The sequence below is a fragment of the Mucilaginibacter sp. genome, from assembly GCF_025362475.1.
Taxonomy (GTDB): Bacteria; Bacteroidota; Bacteroidia; order Sphingobacteriales; family Sphingobacteriaceae; genus Mucilaginibacter.
In genome coordinates this window covers 21,061-41,055 of record NZ_JANYGH010000016.1, presented here as the reverse complement: position 1 = coordinate 41,055, position 19,995 = coordinate 21,061, and the positions used below count along the sequence as shown (strand labels likewise).

Below are 19,995 nucleotides of genomic sequence, written 5' to 3'. Positions count from 1 at the left end.
ATGTAAATGTTATTTTAAAGTGGGTTTGTTACCCGCAGGATAACATTGTATTAAGAAATTGTATTGGACATAAAAATTCAGGATTTAAACAGATTTGAGGTGGCTTATTTGCGCAAAACTGAATATTTGAATGGAACAAGTCCTTACTTTTTTACCTCTTCTTTCTTCCCTTTTATCATCTTCATCAGCGGCCAAAAAGCTGTTTCTCGGTATCGCATTACTTATTGGCTTTAGCACTGTAAAAGCACAATCTATTAAAGGCAGCGTTACCGATGCCAAAACCGGTGAGGCGCTTATTGGGGCTACCGTCCATATTGAAAAGGATAATTTTAAACTTAACTCAACAGTAAAGCTCGATGGTGCCTACCTGTTTAAAAATGTAACCGCCGGTACCTATAAGCTACATGTAAGTTATGTGGGATACAAAACAACTAAGGAATATACAATAGAAGCTTCGGAAACACGCCCTGCCGTGTTGAACATAGCAATGGTTGATAACGCCAACGGAATTACCGAGGTGACAATCAGAGAGCACGCCAGCAGGGAAACAGATAGATCTGCAAGAAGCGATGAAAAGAACGCCGTTACTACCATGAATGTGGTTTCCGCGCATTCAATTGCTATCTCGCCCGATGTGTTGGTTGCAAATGTACTTAGCCGGGTATCGGGTGTTTCTGTAGATAGAGGCAATAGCGGCGACGCACAGCACGTGATCATCCGCGGTATGGATAAACAATATAATACCGTGCTAATAAATGGGATAAAAATACCAAGCCCTGATAATAAGAACAGGTATGTGCCATTGGATATTTTCCCTGCCGATCTGATTGAGAAAATTGAAGTTTCTAAAACACTTACACCAAACATGGAGGGTGATGCATCCGGTGGGGTTGTAAACCTCATCATGAAAAGCGCACCCGACAAACTGAGGATTGACGGTTATGTAGGAACGGGTTACAGCCAATTATTTTTTGACAGGGGTTTCAGCAGCTTTAACTCAAGCACTGTTAGCAGAAAGGCCCCCGGCGAAAAATTGCCTCCTCTGGGACTGGCTTCGATAAGTGATTTCCCATACCAGAATCTCATAACCAAAACACAGAATCCGCCTCCAAACACTGATGTGAGCTTAACAATAGGCAACCGCTTTTTAAACAACAAGTTAGGCCTTTTGCTATCGGGTACTTTTCAAAACAGATATGAAGGCAATAACACTTTTGTAGTAGTTCAGGAAAGTACTGTAGGACCAGCTCCCGATATCAATTCGCAAAACCAGGAAACTAATTTTCAAAGCTCATACAACCGCCAGTATTCTGCACATATTGACAGGTTGGGAACCGTAGCTTCAATTGATTATAAGTTTGACGCTAATAATACGATCAGTTTATTTGGCACCTATTTACAGTTAGACGATCATCGGGTACGTAATACGCAGAACTTTGTTTATGGCGGTTACTCTTACCAGGGGTATCATTATACCAATGGTATTGATAATTTGATAGAAACACGAACCGATCTGCAGCGGATATATAATTTTACTTTAAAAGGCAAACACAACATCAGTAAGTCATTTAACCTGGATTGGATACTTGCCGATTCAAAGGCATCACACCAGGTACCTGATATTGCAGAATTTAAAACTTCATATAACACCAGCCCGGGCCCGGGTGGTACTAATGCGCCTACACCAGGTAATCCAGGAAGCTCTACTTATGTGGCGCCGACTATTGTTAACGGCCCAACACTGTTAGGTGATGAATCAAGAGTATGGACACATAATACTGATAAAGATATTTCCGGGTATTTAAACCTGAATTATGACGCCAGCATTTTCGGACACAAAGCTACCTTGTCTGCCGGCGGAATGTTAAGGCATAAAACCAGGGATAATTTTGAAGACAGTTACAATTTAAACCACGGTTCTGACCCGGGATCACCCACCTCAGATGAGGTATTCGTTTCTATTCCCGCGTCAACCTTTCAGTTCAACTCTCCTGAGTATGCCCGTGGCAGTTCATTTAGTTCAGCGGGTGTATATAGTTTCACAGAAAACATTCATGCGGAATATGGCATGGTTAAATACTTTATAAACAACAAATTCGACGTAACATTTGGTTTAAGGGCCGAACATACAGATCAAAGTTATTTATCAAGCCTTCCCGCAACCTTCCCCGGAAAATCGGGAAGCATTACTTATGATGATTTCCTGCCCAGCATCAATGCTAAATATGCATTGACCGATAACCAGGCATTAAGGGCTTCTTATTTCAGGTCAGTTCTGCGCCCGGCATTTGCTGATTTGATCCCTTATCCAGATCAAACTCCCGATCAACCTTACGCAACATTAGGAAACCCATATTTACAGCATACTACCATTGATAACTATGATTTACGATATGAGTTTTTCCCGGCCGCTTTTGACGAGTTTATGGTTGGCGGATTCTATAAAAACCTAATGAACCCGATCGAAACAGTGCTGGGGCCAGGCCCATCAGGAGCCAGTTTATACCTGGAGCCGCAAAACCTGGGCAACGCCAGTAATTTCGGAGCTGAGTTTTTAGTGAAAAAGGTTTTTGGAGATGTAGGATTATCAGCCAATTACACTTACACCCAATCTAAAATTACCACCTCTAAAATTATTGATGTTCAAAACGTAGGCATAACCCACCGCGATCAAACCAGGCCTTTACAGGACCAGGCCGCGCACATTGGCAATGTTTCCTTATTATATAAAAACTCGAGGAATGGTATCGACGCTCAGTTAGCCCTGGCATATACCGGTGAAAGAATTGCTTATGTATCGGGATACTACAATTTGGATACATGGGAGAAAGCCTCGACTTCGCTTGATTTCTCGGCTCAGAAAACTATCGGAAACCATTTTATAGTTTTTGTAAAGGTTAATAACATCTTAAATACCCCTTACGAGCTATACATCAAACAAAATAATACCAACAACTATACAGGCATACTTAAATACCCTCACCAGGAAAGCGCTAATCATACCACTGTAGAGTATGACCGATACTATTCACGGTATAACCTGGGCTGCAGGTTTAAATTTTAAAACCCAAAAACAAAATCAAATAAAATAACAATTAATTAATCATGAAAAAGCTAAAACTAATTTCTTTAGGCTTATCCCTTTTTGCGCTTGCAGCTTGCAGCAAAAAAGGCGACAAGGCAGTTATCTCAATACCGCTGGTACAAATTGGGAAACCCATCCCAAATACTGGTACCCTACCTGCAGGTACTTATAAAGGTACCATGCTTACAAACCAAACTTATACCATAGGCGGAGATATTACCATTAACGCCGGAGATACACTATTGATTCAAAAAGGAGTAAAACTAAATATGACAAATGGTGCCAACATTATTAATAACGGTACTTTTATCAGCCTGGGAACAAGTGATGCGCCCATAACCATCACAGACCCTCGTCGTTCCAAATTAACAGGAGCATCAACAGTAGCTACCGATTCTGCTTATGTAGGTGGTTGGGGTGGTATTTACAGCAGCAGCACTGCCAAGCTGGTTGTTTTGAAATGGACACACCTCGACTTTGGCGGCGCAGCTTTAAAAGCGCTTCCTTTTCCTAATGGTAACTCATTAAAAGCCGGTGCCCAGTATATTTTATACTTCCAGAACCCTACCGGCGTATTTATTATGGAGGATTCATGGATGTATGGCTCACCTGATGATGCAACCCGTTTTTATGGTGGTTACTATAACATCATGAGAAATACGATGGAAAAATGCGGCAGCACAGGTGGTGATGGTTTTAATGCTAAAGGCAGCTCGATGGGCAACATGGCTTATAACCTTATTATAGGTGGTGCAACCAACGGTACAAAAACTGCAAGCGACGGTACAACAGCTGGTGAGTGCCAGTTTACCATGTACAATAATACCTATGTGAATGATGGTTTTAGAAACAGCGGCGTGTATGGCGCACGAAGCGGCTCTGTTGAAATTGAAAACAACTCAAGAGCGTTGGTATACAATAACCTGATCGTTGACTGTAATTTCGGCGTACGTATTGCAGGCGGTCCGGGTGGTGCTAAAGTTTACCTGGCTGATACAACATCTAACCCATCAAGCGTAATCCCTAAAACAGCTTATGGTTACAATTTTTATTATGCCGACAACGCAGCTATGGCTGGCCAGTTTGTACCAACCAGTGTTGCACAACCAGTAGTTACTCATCCTCAGGCTACTGACATTCCTAATATGGCCGCATTCTTGGGCGCATCATATACTTTCGGGTTTGTTTATAATGGCAGTTCGTTGGTAGGTAAAAACAATCCTATGTTTGTGAACTACCCATTGCCTGCCGCTACCAATTTCTGGATCACCCAAGCATCTGTTGATAGCTATAACTTCCATTTACAGGGTGGTTCTCCAGCAATTGGCAAAGGAACAACTACTGCTTTTGTGCCTATCACAGCAGGTATCCCTATTGATCCAACGTTTGGTTCAAGCGGCATTACACTTCCGGGTAAAGATATGGGTTGCTACCAGGTTGACGGAACGGGTAATCACCACTAATTTTAATAATTATAGTCACCATATGATTTTTAATTTAACAGCTACCTTTAACAGAAGCATCAGTGCATCTGTTAAAGGTAGCTTGTTTTGCTTTTTAGCATTTGCTATACTTTCCTGCGGTAAATCTGGCAATAAGGTTTTACCTGCTAAAGATACAACCGTTGGCATAGTCACTAAACCCGTTGTTTTCCCGAAAACAACCTACGATCCTGCCGCGCTGGACACTACTAAATTGTTTAATCGAATACCGGTTACAAATAATCTTGCCCGCAAAGATCTGTTTGAAATTTCAGGCATAGCTGCCAGCAAGGTCAACCCGGGAATATTATATATTCATAATGATAGCGGTAACTCCAACCAGGTTTATCTTACTGATGCCAGCGGGGCAGATAAGGGAACACTTACATTAACACCAGTTAATAACCGCGACTGGGAAGATATTGCTGTTGGGCCAGGCCCCATTGCAGGTAAAAGCTATGTTTATGTAGCCAATATAGGCGACAACGATGCTAAATACAGTTCGGTCTTTATCTATCGTTTCCCGGAACCTGATCTGACAGGGAAGAGTACGCCTTTTGTTGCAGACATTACTTCAGTGGATATCATCGAACTAAAATATCCCGATGGCCCGCACAATGCGGAAACATTGATGGTTGATCCATTAACCAGGGACATTTTTATTGCCAGCAAGCAGAGCAATATATCTTTTGTATATACCGCAACTTATCCACAAAGTACAACATCAGCTACCATAATGAGCCCGGTAGTTCAATTGTATTTTAACAAAGCCACCAGCGGTGATATATCGCCCGATGGGTCGGAGATTTTACTCAGGAGTAATGAGTTAATCTGGTATTGGAAATTACCTGCCGGAACCAGCATAGCGGCAGGTTTAAAAACTCGGCCACAGATAGCACCCTATGCCAATAATGAACCACAAGGCGAAGGTATAGGGTTTGCGGCTGATGGTACGGGGTATTATACTGATACTGAAATTAAAGACCACCCCGGTCATTTAGCAACAATTTCCTTTTATAAGAGAAAATAATTTTATTTAAATATGCGTCTTGCCCTTTTTATACGCCAGCCTAAAATATCAGTCATTATCATCAATTTTTTGCTGACGGTTGTCATTGGTACATTTTATATACAAAAAGGTTACTGCCAGGGCAAATCACCTGCGGTTATCAACATGGTTTTTACTTCAGATGCGCATTATGGCATCACCCGAAAAAATTTCAGAGGTGATACCAATGTGACCGGTCGCCAGGTTAATGCAGCAATGATCCGCGAGATAAATAGTGTGCCCAATTTGATGCTGCCTGCAGACGGTGGCGTTGGAGGCGGAAACAAAGTGACCGCCGTTGATTATCTTATCCAAACCGGGGACATTGCTAACCGGATGGAAATCCCCATTCAAAGTGCTGCCATATCATGGGCTCAATTTGAAACTGATTATATGCAGAGCGTAAAATTAACCGGGCATAATGGACAACCCGCTAAACTGCTCCTGGCGCCTGGTAACCATGATATCTCAAACGCCATCGGGTTTGCTAAGCCCATGAAGCCGTTAACAGATCCTACATCCATGGTTGAAATTTATAACCTGATGCTGAAGCCTAAAATACCTTTGACCAATGCTACTTATAATTACGCTGCAGATAAAATTAACTATGCCTTTAATTTGAAAGGGATACACATGATGTTTATCACCCTATGGCCAGATTCTGCCGAGCGAATATGGATACAGAAAGATCTGGATACAGTTAATTCAAAAGCTCCCGTAATTATTTTTACTCATGATCAGCCAACTTCCGAGTCAAAGCATTTTACCAATCCATTGCCGCCTTATAATATGACGGCACTTAATGAGTTTCAAAATCTTGTTGCTGAACATTATAAAGAAGGCCCAGTTGCGGAAAAGGGAAGCGGAGCCACCGATATAGAACAGCGGGGGTTTGTGCGTTTTTTAAAAGCACATCCAAACATCAAAGCCTATTTTCATGGCAACAGCAACTGGAACGAATTTTATGTTTACCAGGGACCTGATAAGGATGTTAAGTTGAATACATTTAGGGTGGATTCGCCTATGAAAGGAGATTTATCATCTAAAGACGAAAAAAGGCTTTCATTTCAGCTCATCAGTATGGATACCGAAAAACAGTTACTCACCGTACGTGAATGTTTATGGAACACTAAACCAAATATTAAATCTCAAAAGCCTGCTTTTGGTGAAAGTGTAACAGTTTCTTTAAAAGTTGACGAAGCCAATTAAAAGGCGATGTAATCAAAAAATATACCTTCATTAAATTTTGGCAGCAGTGCATGTAAAAATGCCTGCTGCTTTAAGCGTTGCACACAGGCAAACTTCACCAGTTTCATCTCCTCCTCCACCCATTCCAGCGTCGGCGTATAGTTCCCTTCCACTCGTACAATAGGCTGCTGCCAGTTTACGATCCAGGCCACTCAGTTGCTGCACGATCCATCCTACAAACATTAGTAACGTTTGCCTTTGGCACAGAGGCACCATTACCCGTTTTCAAGGGATCGATTTAGCATTATTTAAGATGGAGAGGCGCGGCGGCGTTACTTATTGACAGAAAATAATTAACTAAATTAAAATAAATGCAACTATCATTAAACGAAACACATAGATTTATCTTTTTGAACGCCATAATTATTCATAACCATTTAAAACACCTATGTTAAAAGTTTCCTTTACCTTTCTTTTTGTTGTCGCCTTTTTAGGTATGTTCAAATACTTTACAGGCACCGATTTTCAAAAAAATCAACCTCAAACTACTCATTCTTCGCTAAATCAAAAAACCGCTTTAAGTAACCGGCTACCAGATTCATCGCGATGGCCCGCTGGTTTAACGGTTACTACATTTGCAGGCCCCGATCTTACACCAAGTCCTGCCTGCCTTGCGGTAGCACCTACAGGTGAGGTATTTGTTGGTGTAGATATGATAGGCTCATTGGGCAAAACTCCCGGAAAAGGAAAAATACTCAAACTTGTAGACAGCGACAATGACGGTAAGATAGATAAGCATACAGAATTTGCCGAAGTTGATGATCCTCGGGGTATCCTCGTTTCAGGCGATCAGGTTTTTGTGATGCATACTGTTTTTTCAAAAGAAACAGGTAAAGCTGCCGGGATGAACCTGGAAGTTTTTGAAGATAAAGACCAGAACGGCATTGCCGACGGCCCTGCCAAATTGCTTATTGAGCATATAAGCAATGCGCACATGCTGGCAGAAAGAGGCACAGACCATGCTACCAACGGAATACGTATGGGTATTGACGGCTGGATATATATTGCTGTTGGCGATTTTGGTTTTCATGACGCTACAGACCGAAGCGGCAAAAAACTAACCATGCTGGGTGGCGGTATCGTTAGGGTAAGGCCTGACGGAACCGAGATGGAGATTTACACACACGGAACCCGGAATATTTATGATGTGGCCATTGATCCTTATATGAATGTTTTTACAAGGGACAATACCAACGATGGTGGCGGATGGAACATTCGTTTTTCTCACCATATACAATCAGCCGAATATGGATATCCCCTATTGTTCCAACACTTTACAGATGAGATTTTACCTGCCTTAGTAGATTTAGGAGGAGGATCAGGCACAGGCTCTTTATTTATGGACGAACCCACCTGGCCCGAAAAATATAACCATGTACCGATGACGGCCGACTGGGGAAGAAGTGAACTTTATATTAACCGGGTAACACCAGATGGCGCCAGCTTTCAGCAAAAAGAAGAAGAATTTATTCAATTGCCTCAAATTACAGATTTGGATGTAGATGGATCCGGACGACTCTATCTTTCTGCATGGGATGGCGCGGGCTACTCTGGCGATCCAGCCAAAGGCTATGTTGTAAGGGCAGTACCAAGCAACTGGACTTATAAGGCTTTCCCTAATCTTAAAGCTGCTTCAACAAGTGATTTGGCGGCTTACCTTAAATCAGCAAGCGCTGTAACCAGGTTAAATGCATCTCAGGAATTGATTACCCGTCCTGCTGATGAAGCCGGCAAGCTGTCGCTTGCCATTGCAACTGATGCAAGCCTGCCATTATATGCACGGGTAGCAGGTATTTATACCTACGCCCAGGCAACCCGTGAAAAAGGGATACCGGCGTTGGTACAACTTTCGGAAGATAAAGATTTAAGGGAATTTGCCTTACGGGCAATCGCAGACAGGAAGCCTGGTATTCAGAACGCACCTATCGAGCCGTTTTTAGCTGGTTTAAAAGACCCTTCCGAGCGCGTTCATGTAGCAGCTATTGTAGGCCTGGGTCGCCTTGGCAGAATCGCTGCAGCACAGTCCTTATTAACAACAAACGTTCCGGCCAGTTTTGTAGCACCGGGCAAAAATGAGGAAGGTCCGCATGCCAAACCTAATTCGGCAATTATACCGGCGCATCTGGCAGTAAGGGCCCTGGTAGGTATGTATGCGGTTAATGAGTGTGTCAACGCCATCGGAACAGAGCATTCAACCCTGGCGCTTTGGGCTTTAAGATACATGTATGATACCAAAGCTGTTGATGGATTAATTGCGTCCTACTCAAAAGTTAAGGATGTAAAAATTAAAAATCAAATACTGGTAACCATATCCAGGCTTTATAAAAAAGAGGCTGATTATGATGCGTCATGGTGGTGGGGCACAAGACCGGATTCGCACGGGCCTATTTACAAAGGGGTTACCTGGAGTGGCTCTGCCCGGATTGAGAAGTTCTTAAAAACCGAATGGACAAAATCAACACCAAAGGGAAAACAAGTTTTTGCCGATTTAAATGCCCGCCATCAAATGGGTATTACCATATTTGGCGGCGAAGAAAAAAGTGCAGCCACCAAAGAAGTTAAGATAGACCTTGCTAAGATCACTAATAAAAAAGGGCAGATTGGAAAATCATCTATTGAGGATGTGATGCTGATGATCGCAAAAATAAAAGGCGACCCTTTAAAGGGAAAGGTTCTTTTTGCCCGCCAGGGTTGCATTGCCTGCCATAGCCTTAGCAGAGGTGAAAAATTGAAAGGCCCGTTCATGGGGCAAATCGGTTCTATCATGACACGGCAACAAATTGCAGAGTCGGTTCTTAAACCAAGTGCATCTATTTCCCAGGGATTTGCCACGGTTATGATATCCGCAAAAGGAAACAAAAGTTATATGGGCTTCATTACAGAGGAATCGGCCCAAAAGATAGTAATGAGAAATATTACCGGTGACGTTTTTACGATCAAGACTGCTGACATAGTTAGCCGTAAAGAATTGAAAACATCTATGATGCCTGTTGGTCTTGCCAATGCGTTGTCATATGATGAGTTTGCCTCTCTCATCACTTTTCTTTCCCAGCAAAAAAACTAAGTACTGTGTTAGTAAGACATCAGAAAAAAAGTCTTCTTAGAGCAATCTAAGGAGACTTTTTTGTGCGATAATATTGTAATTCTCAAGCTTCTGGATAAGATGCCACCCGGCTATAATCCCCCGCATCAGCCAAAAACATCATCTTACCGCGACGGTTTGAGGCGCTAATACCAGGCCTTGTTCCGGCACCCATTTGTCGTACTCTATGTATTTTGCGGCCTGCTTAGCAGCTTCCCGCCCTCGGATCTTTTCAACCAGATGCAGTGCGCCGTCGATCCCTGCAGAGATTCCCGCTGTTGTTATCACGCGGCCGTTATCAACAAAACGCACATTGCTCAGCACTTTCGCTTTGGGCACCGCTTTTTTCAGGTTATCGATGCTTTCATGGAAAGTAGTCACCGTCAGCCCGTCAAGCAAGCCAGCCTTGCCCATAATAAAGGCACCGGTACAAACTGAAAAATAATATTTCGGCTTTTGCTGTTGCAGCCAGCTGATCACAGCCGGGTCATTGCTGGCCACGCCAGAATTACCACCGAAAAAAGCCACGATATCAGCCGGCGGCGCATCGGCAATGCTGTAGTCGGGTGTTACGGTCAGGATGCCCTGGGATTTGATAGGAGTTTTGGTTTTGGAAACGATGGAAACGTCAAAACCGGCATAGGAGAACACTTCCAGCGGCCCTGCGAAATCGAGCACCTCTACACCATCCTGCAAGTAGAACAACACTTTATAAGTTTGATGCTCCGCTTTTTTTTGGTGATCTGCTACGTTTTCCTGCACCAACTCCATCCCGCAATATGGGCATTTACCCGGTTTGCTGTAAGCGGTTTCATCACAGTTCCCACAGGGCGGGCAGTAATAGGCGGTTTTGGGTTGGGCGAAAGCTCCTGCTGTTAACAGCAGTAAGCATATGTTCAATAAAAATACTTTCATAGCTCTTTTTTTACCAAAGCTACCACTCGCAAAAGCAGAAATGAGGACAATAAAGACCGGAATTAAGCCAAGTTGAGCAACTACCGTTCGTTTAGTAATTCCCGCAGCCTGCTGGTGCTCTTCAGCCCAACGTGTAAAGCAGCTGACTGGTAGGTATGCCCATCCCCGAGCAGCACGGTCGCACGTTCGGTGCGGAGCCGGTCCTGGTATTCGCCAATTGTTATACCCGTGGTTTTCCGGAACAGTCGCGTCAGGTTTCTCGGGCTCATGCTCACCAGCTCTGCCAGTATTTCAACCGGCTGTTTTTTATCAAGCTGTTGTGCCAACCGGTCCTGTACCCGGTGCACCCGCTCCTCCATGTGGTTGCGGTATTGAGTAAACACGCTCAGTTGCGGGTCGGCCTCCCCCCTCCTAAAATAGACGACTACTTCCTTCGCTACCTGGGCCGCGAAAGCCGCGCCCCAAAGTACTTCCGTTAAATACAGGGCCAGGTCGATTCCTGAGGCCACACCTGCGCTCGTATAAATCCCGGCTTCCGCCACGAACAACCTGTTGCTTAATAAATTGACTTGCGGAAACCGTGATTTAAACCGATCCGCATATTTCCAGTGCGTGGTGCACGAAAGTCCATCCAACAAGCCAGATTCAGCCAAAAGGAAAGCACCCGTACAAACAGAGCAGATCAGTACGCCCCGCGCGTGCATCGCCTTTAGCCAGTACTGGAATGCTCTCGACGAATCCATAAAACCCACGTCCAACAGCAAGGCCGAATCCAACCCGGGAATAAACACCAGGTCGCCTGCTTCCAGTTCATTGTAAGGTATTAGCTGGTGAAAAGCCAGTGCACAACTACTTTCCTCGCCCTTATGCCCCGGAAAAATAGTACTGTAAAGCGCCCTCACCGGCGCCCCATAACAGGCCGCCTCGTAAAATATATGGGCCGGTCCTGTAATATCCAATAGGTGCACCTTCGGCGGAATCATGAAAACAGCGGTGATCTTATCAGGCATATTACAAATCTGGTTATGAATTGCTAAATTTAGGTATTAGACCAACGCCCACGAAAACATTTGTTTGTTTTGAATTTTATTCAACACGTTTCTATCCAGACATGTCAGTCCCCGGAAATTATTTCTAAATCCCATCTGCATATCCCGAAGGATGATAAGCTAACGAAGTTCAAGTTTATTTTCCACTCAGCTTCTTCAAATGCTCTGCGGCATAATCGTTTTTGGGGTTGAGTTCCAGGCAGCGTTTAAAATTTTGGATTGCGAGGCCTATATTGCCGGCACTTTCGTAGCCTTCGGCCAGGCTGTCGAAAGCATTGGCGCTTTCCGGATGTAAGGCTGTGTTCAGTTTAAATATCTCGATCGCATCATTGTTGTCGTGCTGTTGCAATAATACATAGCCGAATTCATTCAGATCATGTTCCGTTAACGTGAAGCCGGGATCTTTGCGCTGTAGATCGTTCATGACGGCTGCAGCGTGTCCAAAACCCGTTTTTAGCAGTTTGGCACGGAATGCTTTCAGGGCATAGGGCGAATCATAACCTTCGCCAATCCATTTGATAGCCCAGGTAGTTTGCTTGCCCAGGAACAGGTCAATCACTTCCGGCGCAATGAAGAGGCCTTTATTGCTGTGCGTAAAGTACACCAGGCTTTCGTGCGTAGCCGGGAAGAGGATATAAAAGCATTTAAAACTGCCGTTATCCCCCCAGTGCCAGGCGGCTTTCCCTTTTTCATTTTGCTGCAAGCCAACGCCGAGGCCCCAGGAGATATGACTATTGGCCTCTGTAGTTTCATGCCCAAACCAATTGGCTGGCGTTTGTGTGGACAGCATCATTTGCCAGGTTTCTTTTTTCAGCCCTTTTCCAGAGGCCAGCGACTGCAGGAAAATGGAATAATCATGCGCGTTGGTTAGCAAGCTGTAGGCCGCGTTTTGAACGGAATGCCTTTTGATCTCTTCCGGGCTGTTGCCGAATGCGGACACAGTATCGAATTTGGTGATCCATTGGTAGCTGCTATGCGTCATCTGTAATGGGCCAAAAACCTCTGCCTGCGCCAATTCGTTTAGCGTTTTACCGGTGATCTTTTCCACCGTTTTTTGCAGGAACTGGTAACCCTCGCCCGAGTAGGAGAAGCAACTATCCGGCGGGAACAGTAATTTAGCACCTGAAGAATCACCCCAGTTGGGCAGGCCGGTGGTGTGGCGCAGCACCATCCTGGCCGTGATCTTTCCGTAAGCCGGGTTGGTGCGATCAAACCTGTCATATTTACCTATATAAGTCAACAAGGGAGTATCCAGCTGAATCAGCCCGCGGTCGGCCAGGCGTAATACGGCATAGGCAAATACGCTTTTACTTAATGACGCAGCTTCAAAGATCGTATTAGAACTGACGTGCTGCGTAGCTCCGTAGCCAATCATCCCGATATTATAGATTTCCGGTTTATCGTTTTTGGTATGGATCAACTGGATCCCGGGCACGTTAACCGACCGGATTATTTCTGCTAGCTGTGCCGCTTTGTCCTGCTCCTGCGCAAACACAGAGCAGCAAAGGAATAAGAGGATGAACTGAGTAGTGATGAACTTTTGCATTCCAATGAGTTTAACGAGTGCCGGGCATTATAAACAAGACGCAGATTCATGGCGGATGTTACAAATTGAAACAAATACTATTCCGCGACCAATACCCGAACATCGGTGTGATGAGCGCTCCGGCATTACCTTATTTTGAATTTAAAATAATTGGCACTTTATCCTCGATGGTATGGCTAAAATCTTACTTATAATTCTCCGGCTTAAACAGCACACTGCCATCCCGCTTAATTTGCCAGGAGGTTACAGGGTTCATGTGATAACCGCCGAGATCATTGCCCCGGGCCGCCACCAATTGGCTGATGGTAGGTTGCACGTAGCCGGTTTCGTCAACAGCCCTGCTCAAAATCTCTGTTTCATCACCATTCCACTGCCATAGATAACGAAAATAGGTATGCGCTTTATCCAGCACGGGTTCCTGCAGCCTGGCTGCATTCCATGTTTTACCGGCATCTGTGCTAATATCAACCTGAACAATCTTACCCCGGCCTGTCCATGCTATACCCCGGATTTCAATCCATCCCCGTTCAACTTTCTGGGGATATGACGGAAAGGTTATGATTGACCGTGCATCCATCTCAAAGCTAAACATCCTGATCTTTCCCTTAACCGGGTAAGTATATTTTGATGTTTCTTCACGGGTAAAATAAGGCTGATCGGAAATCTCGATTCGCCGTAACCACTTTACATTGGTATTGCCTTCCCAGCCGGGAAGCAGCAGGCGGGCAGGATACCCTTGCTCGGGCCGGATTGCTTCACCATTTTGGCCATAGGCGATAAAAGCATCATCTATACCTTTTTTAAGCGGAATACTCCGCGTCATAACAGAGGCATCTCCGCCTTCGGCCAAAAACCAGGTAGCTTTAGGGTTCACCCCTACTTCCCTCAACAAGGTTGATAGCATCACCCCTGTCCATTCACTCTGGCTGGTAAGTCCCAAAATATCCTGGGGAGTCATAGCTTCTTTACCCGTACGGAAGTTGCCCGCGCATTCTAAAAAGCAAGTGCGCGTTAATGACGGAAAGCGTTTAAGATCATTCAGGCTGAACTTCATAGGCCGCTCTACCATGCCGTGAATCAGCAGTTCATATTTATCGGGTGCGATATTTGGGATCCCTGCGTGGTGGCGTTCGAAATGCAGATCAGACGGTGTAATGGTGCTATAAAAGTCCTGCAGGGGGCTGCGGGACGAGATATCAGAGGCCTTACGCACGGGACTTTCGAACGGCGACCGCTTACCCAGCTTACCGGGCGGGATGCCCAATTTTTTAGTTGGATCATCAATGGCCGGCACACCCACCTGTATATATTTTGCAAATGAGGATGTAACCGGTAAAATAGCCGCCGCCATGGCGCCGCCCAATAAGGTGCGGCGGCTGATCTTCTTTTCAATTATTTTTCCTGCAGAATTATTCTCTGACTGTTCCATTCAAGGGCTTATTTAACTTCCGGACCGCCTTTGCGATCATCAACTATAAATAACTTTTTGGCGGGCATCTCAATTTGCCACAAATTTTGCGCGTTCAGCACAGTTTCGGGCCTGATTATCTTATTGGCACTCAGCAGAAAAGCGGTTAGGCTATAAACCTCATTATCGGTCAGTGACCCAGGCTGCGTATAAGGCATAGTACGCCGCATATAATCAAACAACGTAGTTGCATAAGGCCAGTAATTGCCGATGGTTTTGGGTTTACTGGCTGCTGCAGTATCGCTCACCAAAGCAGGGCCCATTAACTTAATTCCCGGCGTTTCCAGCCCCGTAGCACCATGACAGGCCGCACATTTCACCACATAAATAGCTTTTCCCTGGGCTGCATCACCTGCCCCTGCCGGCAGCCCTTTACCATCCGGACGAACATCGATATCCAGTTTAACGATATCCTGGGGACTTGCTGTACTGCCAAAACCGAAGCTCTTAGGCCATTTGCCGGTATCGGTTGTTGCACCATATCCAGGGCTAAAATAACCTCGCTTTTCTGATGTCATCACCCCGATAATAATCAGACCCGTTATAACAACAACATATTTTTTATTTAAATGAAGCTTTACATTCATCGTTTACATTGATTAAAACAATATGAATGCAATACCCAGCGTAATGAAAATATTAAAAGTTTGGGCGATAAGGAACGCGTAAAGTGGCTTTTTGCTATTTTCGTTAAACAGATCGGCAAAATTGGTTTCGAGGCCTATACTTGTAAATGCCAGTGCGAACCATAAGCCCTGCAGATTTTTCAAACTATCCTTTACAGTTGCCGCTGCAGCCGGTGAAAGAAAGAACGAGAACAGCAGTGAGGCACCGATAAAACCTAATACAAATTTAGGAAAGCGTTCCCAGATCACTTTAAGCGTTGGTTTGGTAGCTTTATCTTCTCCCGCGGGATGTTTAGTGTAGGTCCAGTAAATGGAGATAGCAAAAGCAGCCAGGCCAAGCAACACATTCTGCGAAAATTTCACAATGGTGCTGATCTTTAAAGCTACTTCGCCCACCAGCGAACCCGAGGCCACCACTGCCCCGGTAGTGTCAATACTACCACCAAGCCACGCTCCGGTAACTTCCTGCGAAAAATGAAAATAATGGGCGATGATAGGCATAAAGATCATCATCGGGATAGCGGTAATCAATACCATCGAAATAACATAAGATAGCTTTTTAGAGTCGCCCTTGATGGCTCCCGCTGTAGCAATAGCTGCCGATACACCGCAAATAGATACCGCGCTGGATATCATCATGGCTATCTCGTCATCCACCTTGAGTTTTTTGCACACCCAAAAAGCAAAATACCATACCGATGTAACCACCGCCAGGGCCTGTATCAACCCCAAAGAACCCGCCTTTAATATATCGCCGAATATGACGCTGGTACCCAACAGCACCAGGCCTATTTTAACAAACAGCTCGGTTGACAGGGATGTTTTAAGCCACTCCGGCAGCTTGATAAAATTACTGATCAGCAAACCTAAAACAAGACTGAATATAACGGCTTCGAGGTTTAAAGCTTTGGCCTGGCTACTGCCGGCCAGTATTAAAGCTATAGTGGTAATTATATATACCAGCGGGAAACCTAAAGCATAGTTTTTAATGGATTTGCCCGTAATGAGGGCACCGATACCGCCAATAATAATGACGAAGCCAAACTGGACAAGTACTTTAATTAAATTGGCCGAGCCGAGGACCTTCCCGGTTAGTTCGGCGCTGTCTTTCCAGGCAAAAGTGGGTATGGGTAAAAGCAGGCCTGCCAAAGACAGGATGATAATTAATGAGCCTAAAATAACTACTGCCCAGTCTTCGTGCAATGTTAGTTTAGTGGTGGTGGTTGACATAAGTTGAGAATTTTACTGTGTGATAATTGAGTTATAAATTTATTTATTATAATTTGGTTTTGACTATGGATTGCATCCTTACGGGCTCATTGCCCAAATGGACTAACTAATGTTTCGTTAATATTTCCCTGCTACTAATTTACTATCTACCAGTGCATAAGGACGATTAACTCGTTCCAGTACAATATAGACATCATTTTTCTTATCGTCCTTACCGGTTAGCACAATGTGCGATCCGCTGGCATCGGCAGTATAACTCAATACCATGTGGGCGCGTTTGCGTTTATCCTTCAGTTCCTGGGGTATACCGCGTTCGCGGCGCGTTGATTGCGCTGCAGGATCTATGGCGGTAACCTCATTCCGGATATTAGCCTTCGCTTCGGCCGGTATGAACGATCTTGCTGTTTTATCCCCGGCATTATTATCCCGGCCCCGGTTGCCGCGCCTTCCTTTACCTTTGGTATACTCGGGCAATTTATCCTGCAGGTAAAGCACCTTGTTCACGGTATCTGCATCGTAATAAAAAACCCTTTTGCCCCCTGCTACTCCGGTTAACTCAAAAGTACGGTTAACATCACGCATGGGAGCACCGCCGCCGTTAGATAGGTCGAGCCTTAATGGTTTGTGAACGTTAAAGGTTAACGACGACCATTTTTCAAACGTTACCCCCTGCCAGCGAACGGAATCTAAAGGCGAATAAGGGATGTCCTGTCCGTTCAGTTTAAACTCGCTTACATTATAGTTACCGCGCAATTGTTTTAAACCGCTGGTAGCAGGTTGCTTGTACGGATCATATTTAAAGTTCACATATTGCAAATAAAATAACCAAACCAGGAAAATACCTATGGTTGCCGTTTTTAAAACAACGCGACTTATTTTAAGCCACTTTTTAGTGAATACCGGGATCAGCACCGGCGGTACGGTAAAGCGCTCTTTAACTAAAAGATTATAAACCGGCACCGCATCGTACCATATTAAAAATCCCGCAAATAGTACAAAGTACGAGGCATAAACATGCACACCACCGTCATAGGCAAAGTTCACATAAGTAATATCGCCCAGGGCGCCTAAAAGCAATACAGCGCCAAATGTGGTGGTTTTGCGGAAAAATAGCATGGTGCCTGCTGCAAGTTCAACTACGCCGGCAAATACCTGGTACCAGGGCACAATACCTACAGAAAGCCAATAGATTTTTTGCGCAGTAAGATCACCGAAATGAGCGTTGAGTACACCCAATGAAGGGTATGGCATTTGAACCGGGAACAGCTTTGTAAAACCGAACCCAATTATACCGATGCCCGCCCTGTAGCGTACTATTACGCGCAACCAATAATACAGGTCGCGATATGCCGTTTTTTTACGGTCAATAGCGGTCCAGATGAGGCCGCCGATTATACCTATGCCCAATGCCTCAACCCAGTCGATATAGCCTAACAAATTATAAGCGGGATTTTGAAACTTATAAATGCTGGGCGAAAAGCGGGCTATATCATACAGGTCGCGGTAATGCAGGTGAAACCAGTTGATGGTGATTAAGTTATTCCACCATTCGCCTGTTACCGGGATACACATGATGATCAGGAAAATGAACGCGATACGAAAGCTCACCAATTGAGCTGTTGTCCATGCCTTGCCCGGCTGTCCATTTACGGCGGGTTCAGTTAGCGTTTTTTTATCCGTTGAGCTATCTTTAAGGTCAGTGGGTTCCTGGGTAATTGCTGTTGTTGCCATGATTAATATTTTTGAGAATTAACGCCATTAAAGTTTAAGTGCCTTGTTTCTGCCCTGTGTTGCTTCCTGCAAAAGGTATTTCTTGTTGATCCTATCCAGCTGTACATATACAGAATCTCGCTTAGGGCTGATACCTGTAAGGATAATCTTACCGTTTTCAGGTTTAGTGTAATGCAGGGTAAACTGATCGGCGGCGTAATTGCTGTTCTTATTTTTGAGCCGTAACTCTTGTTTAACAGTATCGGCCACATAGCTGTAATAAGCCCTGCCGCTGGTGCCATTAACTTCGTAATTGCGCTGTTGATCGTTAACGCTTATTTCTTCGGTACTGGCAATATCAACTTTGTATTTTTTAACTGAGCCAATGCTGATGGTTGCCCATTTTTCAAAAACAACATCGTTCCACCGGGTAGTATCAGTTTGCGAATAAGGCAACGGTTTGTTGTTCAACCTAAAATCGCTTACATTATACAAACCGGCAAATCCTGCCAGGCCCTTTGCCTGCGGATATTGATAAATATCATGATGGTAAGCAGCGTAAGTTTTGTACCCGTACAGTATGATAAAAAAGAAGATAAACAGACTTTTTAATACCAGCCGTGGGGTTTGCCATTGCTTACTTAATGAAGGCTTTAATTCATTAGGTGGTGTTGGTTTACGCAATGCTACAAGGTTATAAATACGCTGCGCGTCATAAACTGTCAGGAACAATGCTATGCTGATGAGGTAGAGCGCATAGATTCCCTCGCCGCCATCATAAGCCAGGTTGGAGATGAACACATTGCCGGTAAATACCAAAATAATCACCGCGCCAAATGTGGTTGTTTTGCGGAACAGCAATAGTATGCCGACCACGATCTCCACCAAACCCAAAAACGACTCGTAACCTGGTACAATACCAAGACTTAATGAAAACAGCTTCCAGCGGTTAAAATCACCATAAGCGGTATTGAGGTTACTCAATGATGGCAGTGGCGATTGCAGCGGGAAAAATTTGATAAAGCCATAAGCAATAATGCCAATGGCCAGGCGATAACGCAATATTACCCGTAACCAGTAATAAAGGTTGTTATAGTTTTCGCTCTTTTTATCGCGGATGCTCCATATAGCTGTTCCAATTAAAGCTATAGCTGCAATCAATGCCCAATCGGCAAGGGTAGCTAATCCCCAGGTTCCGGGCGTGCTGCCGCCTGATATAAATTGCGGAGTGTAACGGCTAATGTAAAAAATGTCGCCGAAATGCAGGTTTGTCCATTGAATACGAAACAGGTTGCCAAAGTATTTCCAATCGAGCGGAAGCGCCTGCAGCAAAAAGTAAATGAAGAAGAAACGAAAAATGGTCTTTTCGTATTCCTTCCATTTGGTTTGGTTGGTGGTTAAAGTGCTCATTTTAATTTTATGATTAATTGATTCAGAAGACGCCGGGGGCAGATTCGAACTGCCGTAAAAGGTTTTGCAGACCTCAACTTAGCCACTCAGTCACCCG

At 44.5% G+C, this 19,995-nt stretch carries 14 protein-coding genes; 5 read left to right on the top strand and 9 right to left on the bottom strand.

The features are described 5' to 3' along the window. Positions 1-130 precede the first annotated feature (130 nt). From Q0R88_RS05965 to Q0R88_RS05950, 4 genes are read left to right on the top strand one after another with little or no spacing between them, the layout of a single operon-like run. The gene (locus Q0R88_RS05965) at positions 131-3,064 is read left to right on the top strand and encodes a TonB-dependent receptor (RefSeq protein ID WP_295713647.1); all 2,934 of its coding nucleotides are present in this window, start codon (positions 131-133) and stop codon (positions 3,062-3,064) included. A 41-nt stretch (positions 3,065-3,105) separates the two neighbouring features. Next, positions 3,106-4,548 (top strand): hypothetical protein, encoded by a 1,443-nt coding sequence (locus tag Q0R88_RS05960; protein ID WP_295713644.1) that lies wholly within the window; start codon positions 3,106-3,108, stop codon positions 4,546-4,548. 22 nt (positions 4,549-4,570) lie between these two features. Then, positions 4,571-5,596: a hypothetical protein gene (locus tag Q0R88_RS05955; RefSeq protein ID WP_295713641.1), complete on the top strand. Its 1,026-nt coding sequence runs from the start codon at positions 4,571-4,573 to the stop codon at positions 5,594-5,596. Between the two features lie 12 nt (positions 5,597-5,608). After that, positions 5,609-6,823, top strand: coding sequence for a metallophosphoesterase (locus Q0R88_RS05950; RefSeq protein WP_295713639.1), 1,215 nt, complete (start codon positions 5,609-5,611; stop codon positions 6,821-6,823). Here the strand turns inward: Q0R88_RS05950 and Q0R88_RS05945 are convergent. Beyond that, entirely contained in the window at positions 6,820-7,014 is a 195-nt protein-coding gene (locus tag Q0R88_RS05945; protein WP_295713636.1) for a hypothetical protein, read from the bottom strand. The two genes, Q0R88_RS05950 and Q0R88_RS05945, sit on opposite strands and share 4 nt — an antisense overlap. Positions 7,015-7,250: 236 nt before the next feature. Between Q0R88_RS05945 and Q0R88_RS05940 the strand changes: the two genes are divergently transcribed. Next, positions 7,251-9,926 carry a c-type cytochrome gene (locus Q0R88_RS05940; RefSeq protein ID WP_295713633.1) on the top strand — a complete coding sequence of 892 codons (2,676 nt, stop codon included), beginning with the start codon at positions 7,251-7,253 and terminating at the stop codon, positions 9,924-9,926. A gap of 138 nt (positions 9,927-10,064) precedes the next feature. On the opposite strand, the gene Q0R88_RS05935 is transcribed toward Q0R88_RS05940, so the two are convergent. The 8 genes from Q0R88_RS05935 to Q0R88_RS05900 form a co-directional block, all read right to left on the bottom strand. Further along, complete coding sequence (locus Q0R88_RS05935) at positions 10,065-10,859, bottom strand: DJ-1/PfpI family protein (RefSeq protein WP_295713630.1); 795 nt, start codon at positions 10,857-10,859, stop codon at positions 10,065-10,067. 80 nt (positions 10,860-10,939) lie between these two features. After that, on the bottom strand, positions 10,940-11,869 hold the full coding sequence (locus tag Q0R88_RS05930; protein WP_295713627.1) for a DJ-1/PfpI family protein: 930 nt from the start codon (positions 11,867-11,869) through the stop codon (positions 10,940-10,942). Positions 11,870-12,044: 175 nt separating this feature from the next. Then, on the bottom strand, positions 12,045-13,454 hold the full coding sequence (locus tag Q0R88_RS05925) for a serine hydrolase (RefSeq protein ID WP_295713624.1): 1,410 nt from the start codon (positions 13,452-13,454) through the stop codon (positions 12,045-12,047). 184 nt (positions 13,455-13,638) lie between these two features. Then, the gene (gene soxC, locus Q0R88_RS05920) at positions 13,639-14,883 is read right to left on the bottom strand and encodes a sulfite dehydrogenase (RefSeq protein WP_295713622.1); all 1,245 of its coding nucleotides are present in this window, start codon (positions 14,881-14,883) and stop codon (positions 13,639-13,641) included. Positions 14,884-14,891: 8 nt separating this feature from the next. Continuing rightward, positions 14,892-15,509 (bottom strand): cytochrome c, encoded by a 618-nt coding sequence (locus Q0R88_RS05915; protein ID WP_295713619.1) that lies wholly within the window; start codon positions 15,507-15,509, stop codon positions 14,892-14,894. 12 nt (positions 15,510-15,521) lie between these two features. Further along, positions 15,522-16,778: a putative sulfate exporter family transporter gene (locus tag Q0R88_RS05910; RefSeq protein WP_295713616.1), complete on the bottom strand. Its 1,257-nt coding sequence runs from the start codon at positions 16,776-16,778 to the stop codon at positions 15,522-15,524. Positions 16,779-16,895: 117 nt separating this feature from the next. Beyond that, positions 16,896-18,509, bottom strand: coding sequence for a hypothetical protein (locus tag Q0R88_RS05905; protein ID WP_295713613.1), 1,614 nt, complete (start codon positions 18,507-18,509; stop codon positions 16,896-16,898). Between the two features lie 27 nt (positions 18,510-18,536). Further along, positions 18,537-19,898: a DoxX family protein gene (locus Q0R88_RS05900; protein ID WP_295713612.1), complete on the bottom strand. Its 1,362-nt coding sequence runs from the start codon at positions 19,896-19,898 to the stop codon at positions 18,537-18,539. Between the last annotated feature and the right edge of the window lie 97 nt (positions 19,899-19,995).

Excerpts from the sequence above, each read along its gene's own strand:
- Q0R88_RS05950 (WP_295713639.1), top strand. The coding sequence starts at position 5,609 with ATGCGTCTTGCCCTTTTTATACGCCAGCCTAAAATATCAGTCATTATC.
- Q0R88_RS05925 (WP_295713624.1), bottom strand. The coding sequence starts at position 13,454 with ATGCAAAAGTTCATCACTACTCAGTTCATCCTCTTATTCCTTTGCTGC.
- Q0R88_RS05905 (WP_295713613.1), bottom strand. The coding sequence starts at position 18,509 with ATGGCAACAACAGCAATTACCCAGGAACCCACTGACCTTAAAGATAGC.
- Q0R88_RS05910 (WP_295713616.1), bottom strand. The coding sequence starts at position 16,778 with ATGTCAACCACCACCACTAAACTAACATTGCACGAAGACTGGGCAGTA.
- Q0R88_RS05940 (WP_295713633.1), top strand. The coding sequence starts at position 7,251 with ATGTTAAAAGTTTCCTTTACCTTTCTTTTTGTTGTCGCCTTTTTAGGT.
- Q0R88_RS05960 (WP_295713644.1), top strand. The coding sequence starts at position 3,106 with ATGAAAAAGCTAAAACTAATTTCTTTAGGCTTATCCCTTTTTGCGCTT.
- Q0R88_RS05915 (WP_295713619.1), bottom strand. The coding sequence starts at position 15,509 with ATGAATGTAAAGCTTCATTTAAATAAAAAATATGTTGTTGTTATAACG.
- Q0R88_RS05935 (WP_295713630.1), bottom strand. The coding sequence starts at position 10,859 with ATGAAAGTATTTTTATTGAACATATGCTTACTGCTGTTAACAGCAGGA.
- Q0R88_RS05930 (WP_295713627.1), bottom strand. The coding sequence starts at position 11,869 with ATGCCTGATAAGATCACCGCTGTTTTCATGATTCCGCCGAAGGTGCAC.
- soxC (WP_295713622.1), bottom strand. The coding sequence starts at position 14,883 with ATGGAACAGTCAGAGAATAATTCTGCAGGAAAAATAATTGAAAAGAAG.
- Q0R88_RS05965 (WP_295713647.1), top strand. The coding sequence starts at position 131 with ATGGAACAAGTCCTTACTTTTTTACCTCTTCTTTCTTCCCTTTTATCA.
- Q0R88_RS05955 (WP_295713641.1), top strand. The coding sequence starts at position 4,571 with ATGATTTTTAATTTAACAGCTACCTTTAACAGAAGCATCAGTGCATCT.
- Q0R88_RS05900 (WP_295713612.1), bottom strand. The coding sequence starts at position 19,898 with ATGAGCACTTTAACCACCAACCAAACCAAATGGAAGGAATACGAAAAG.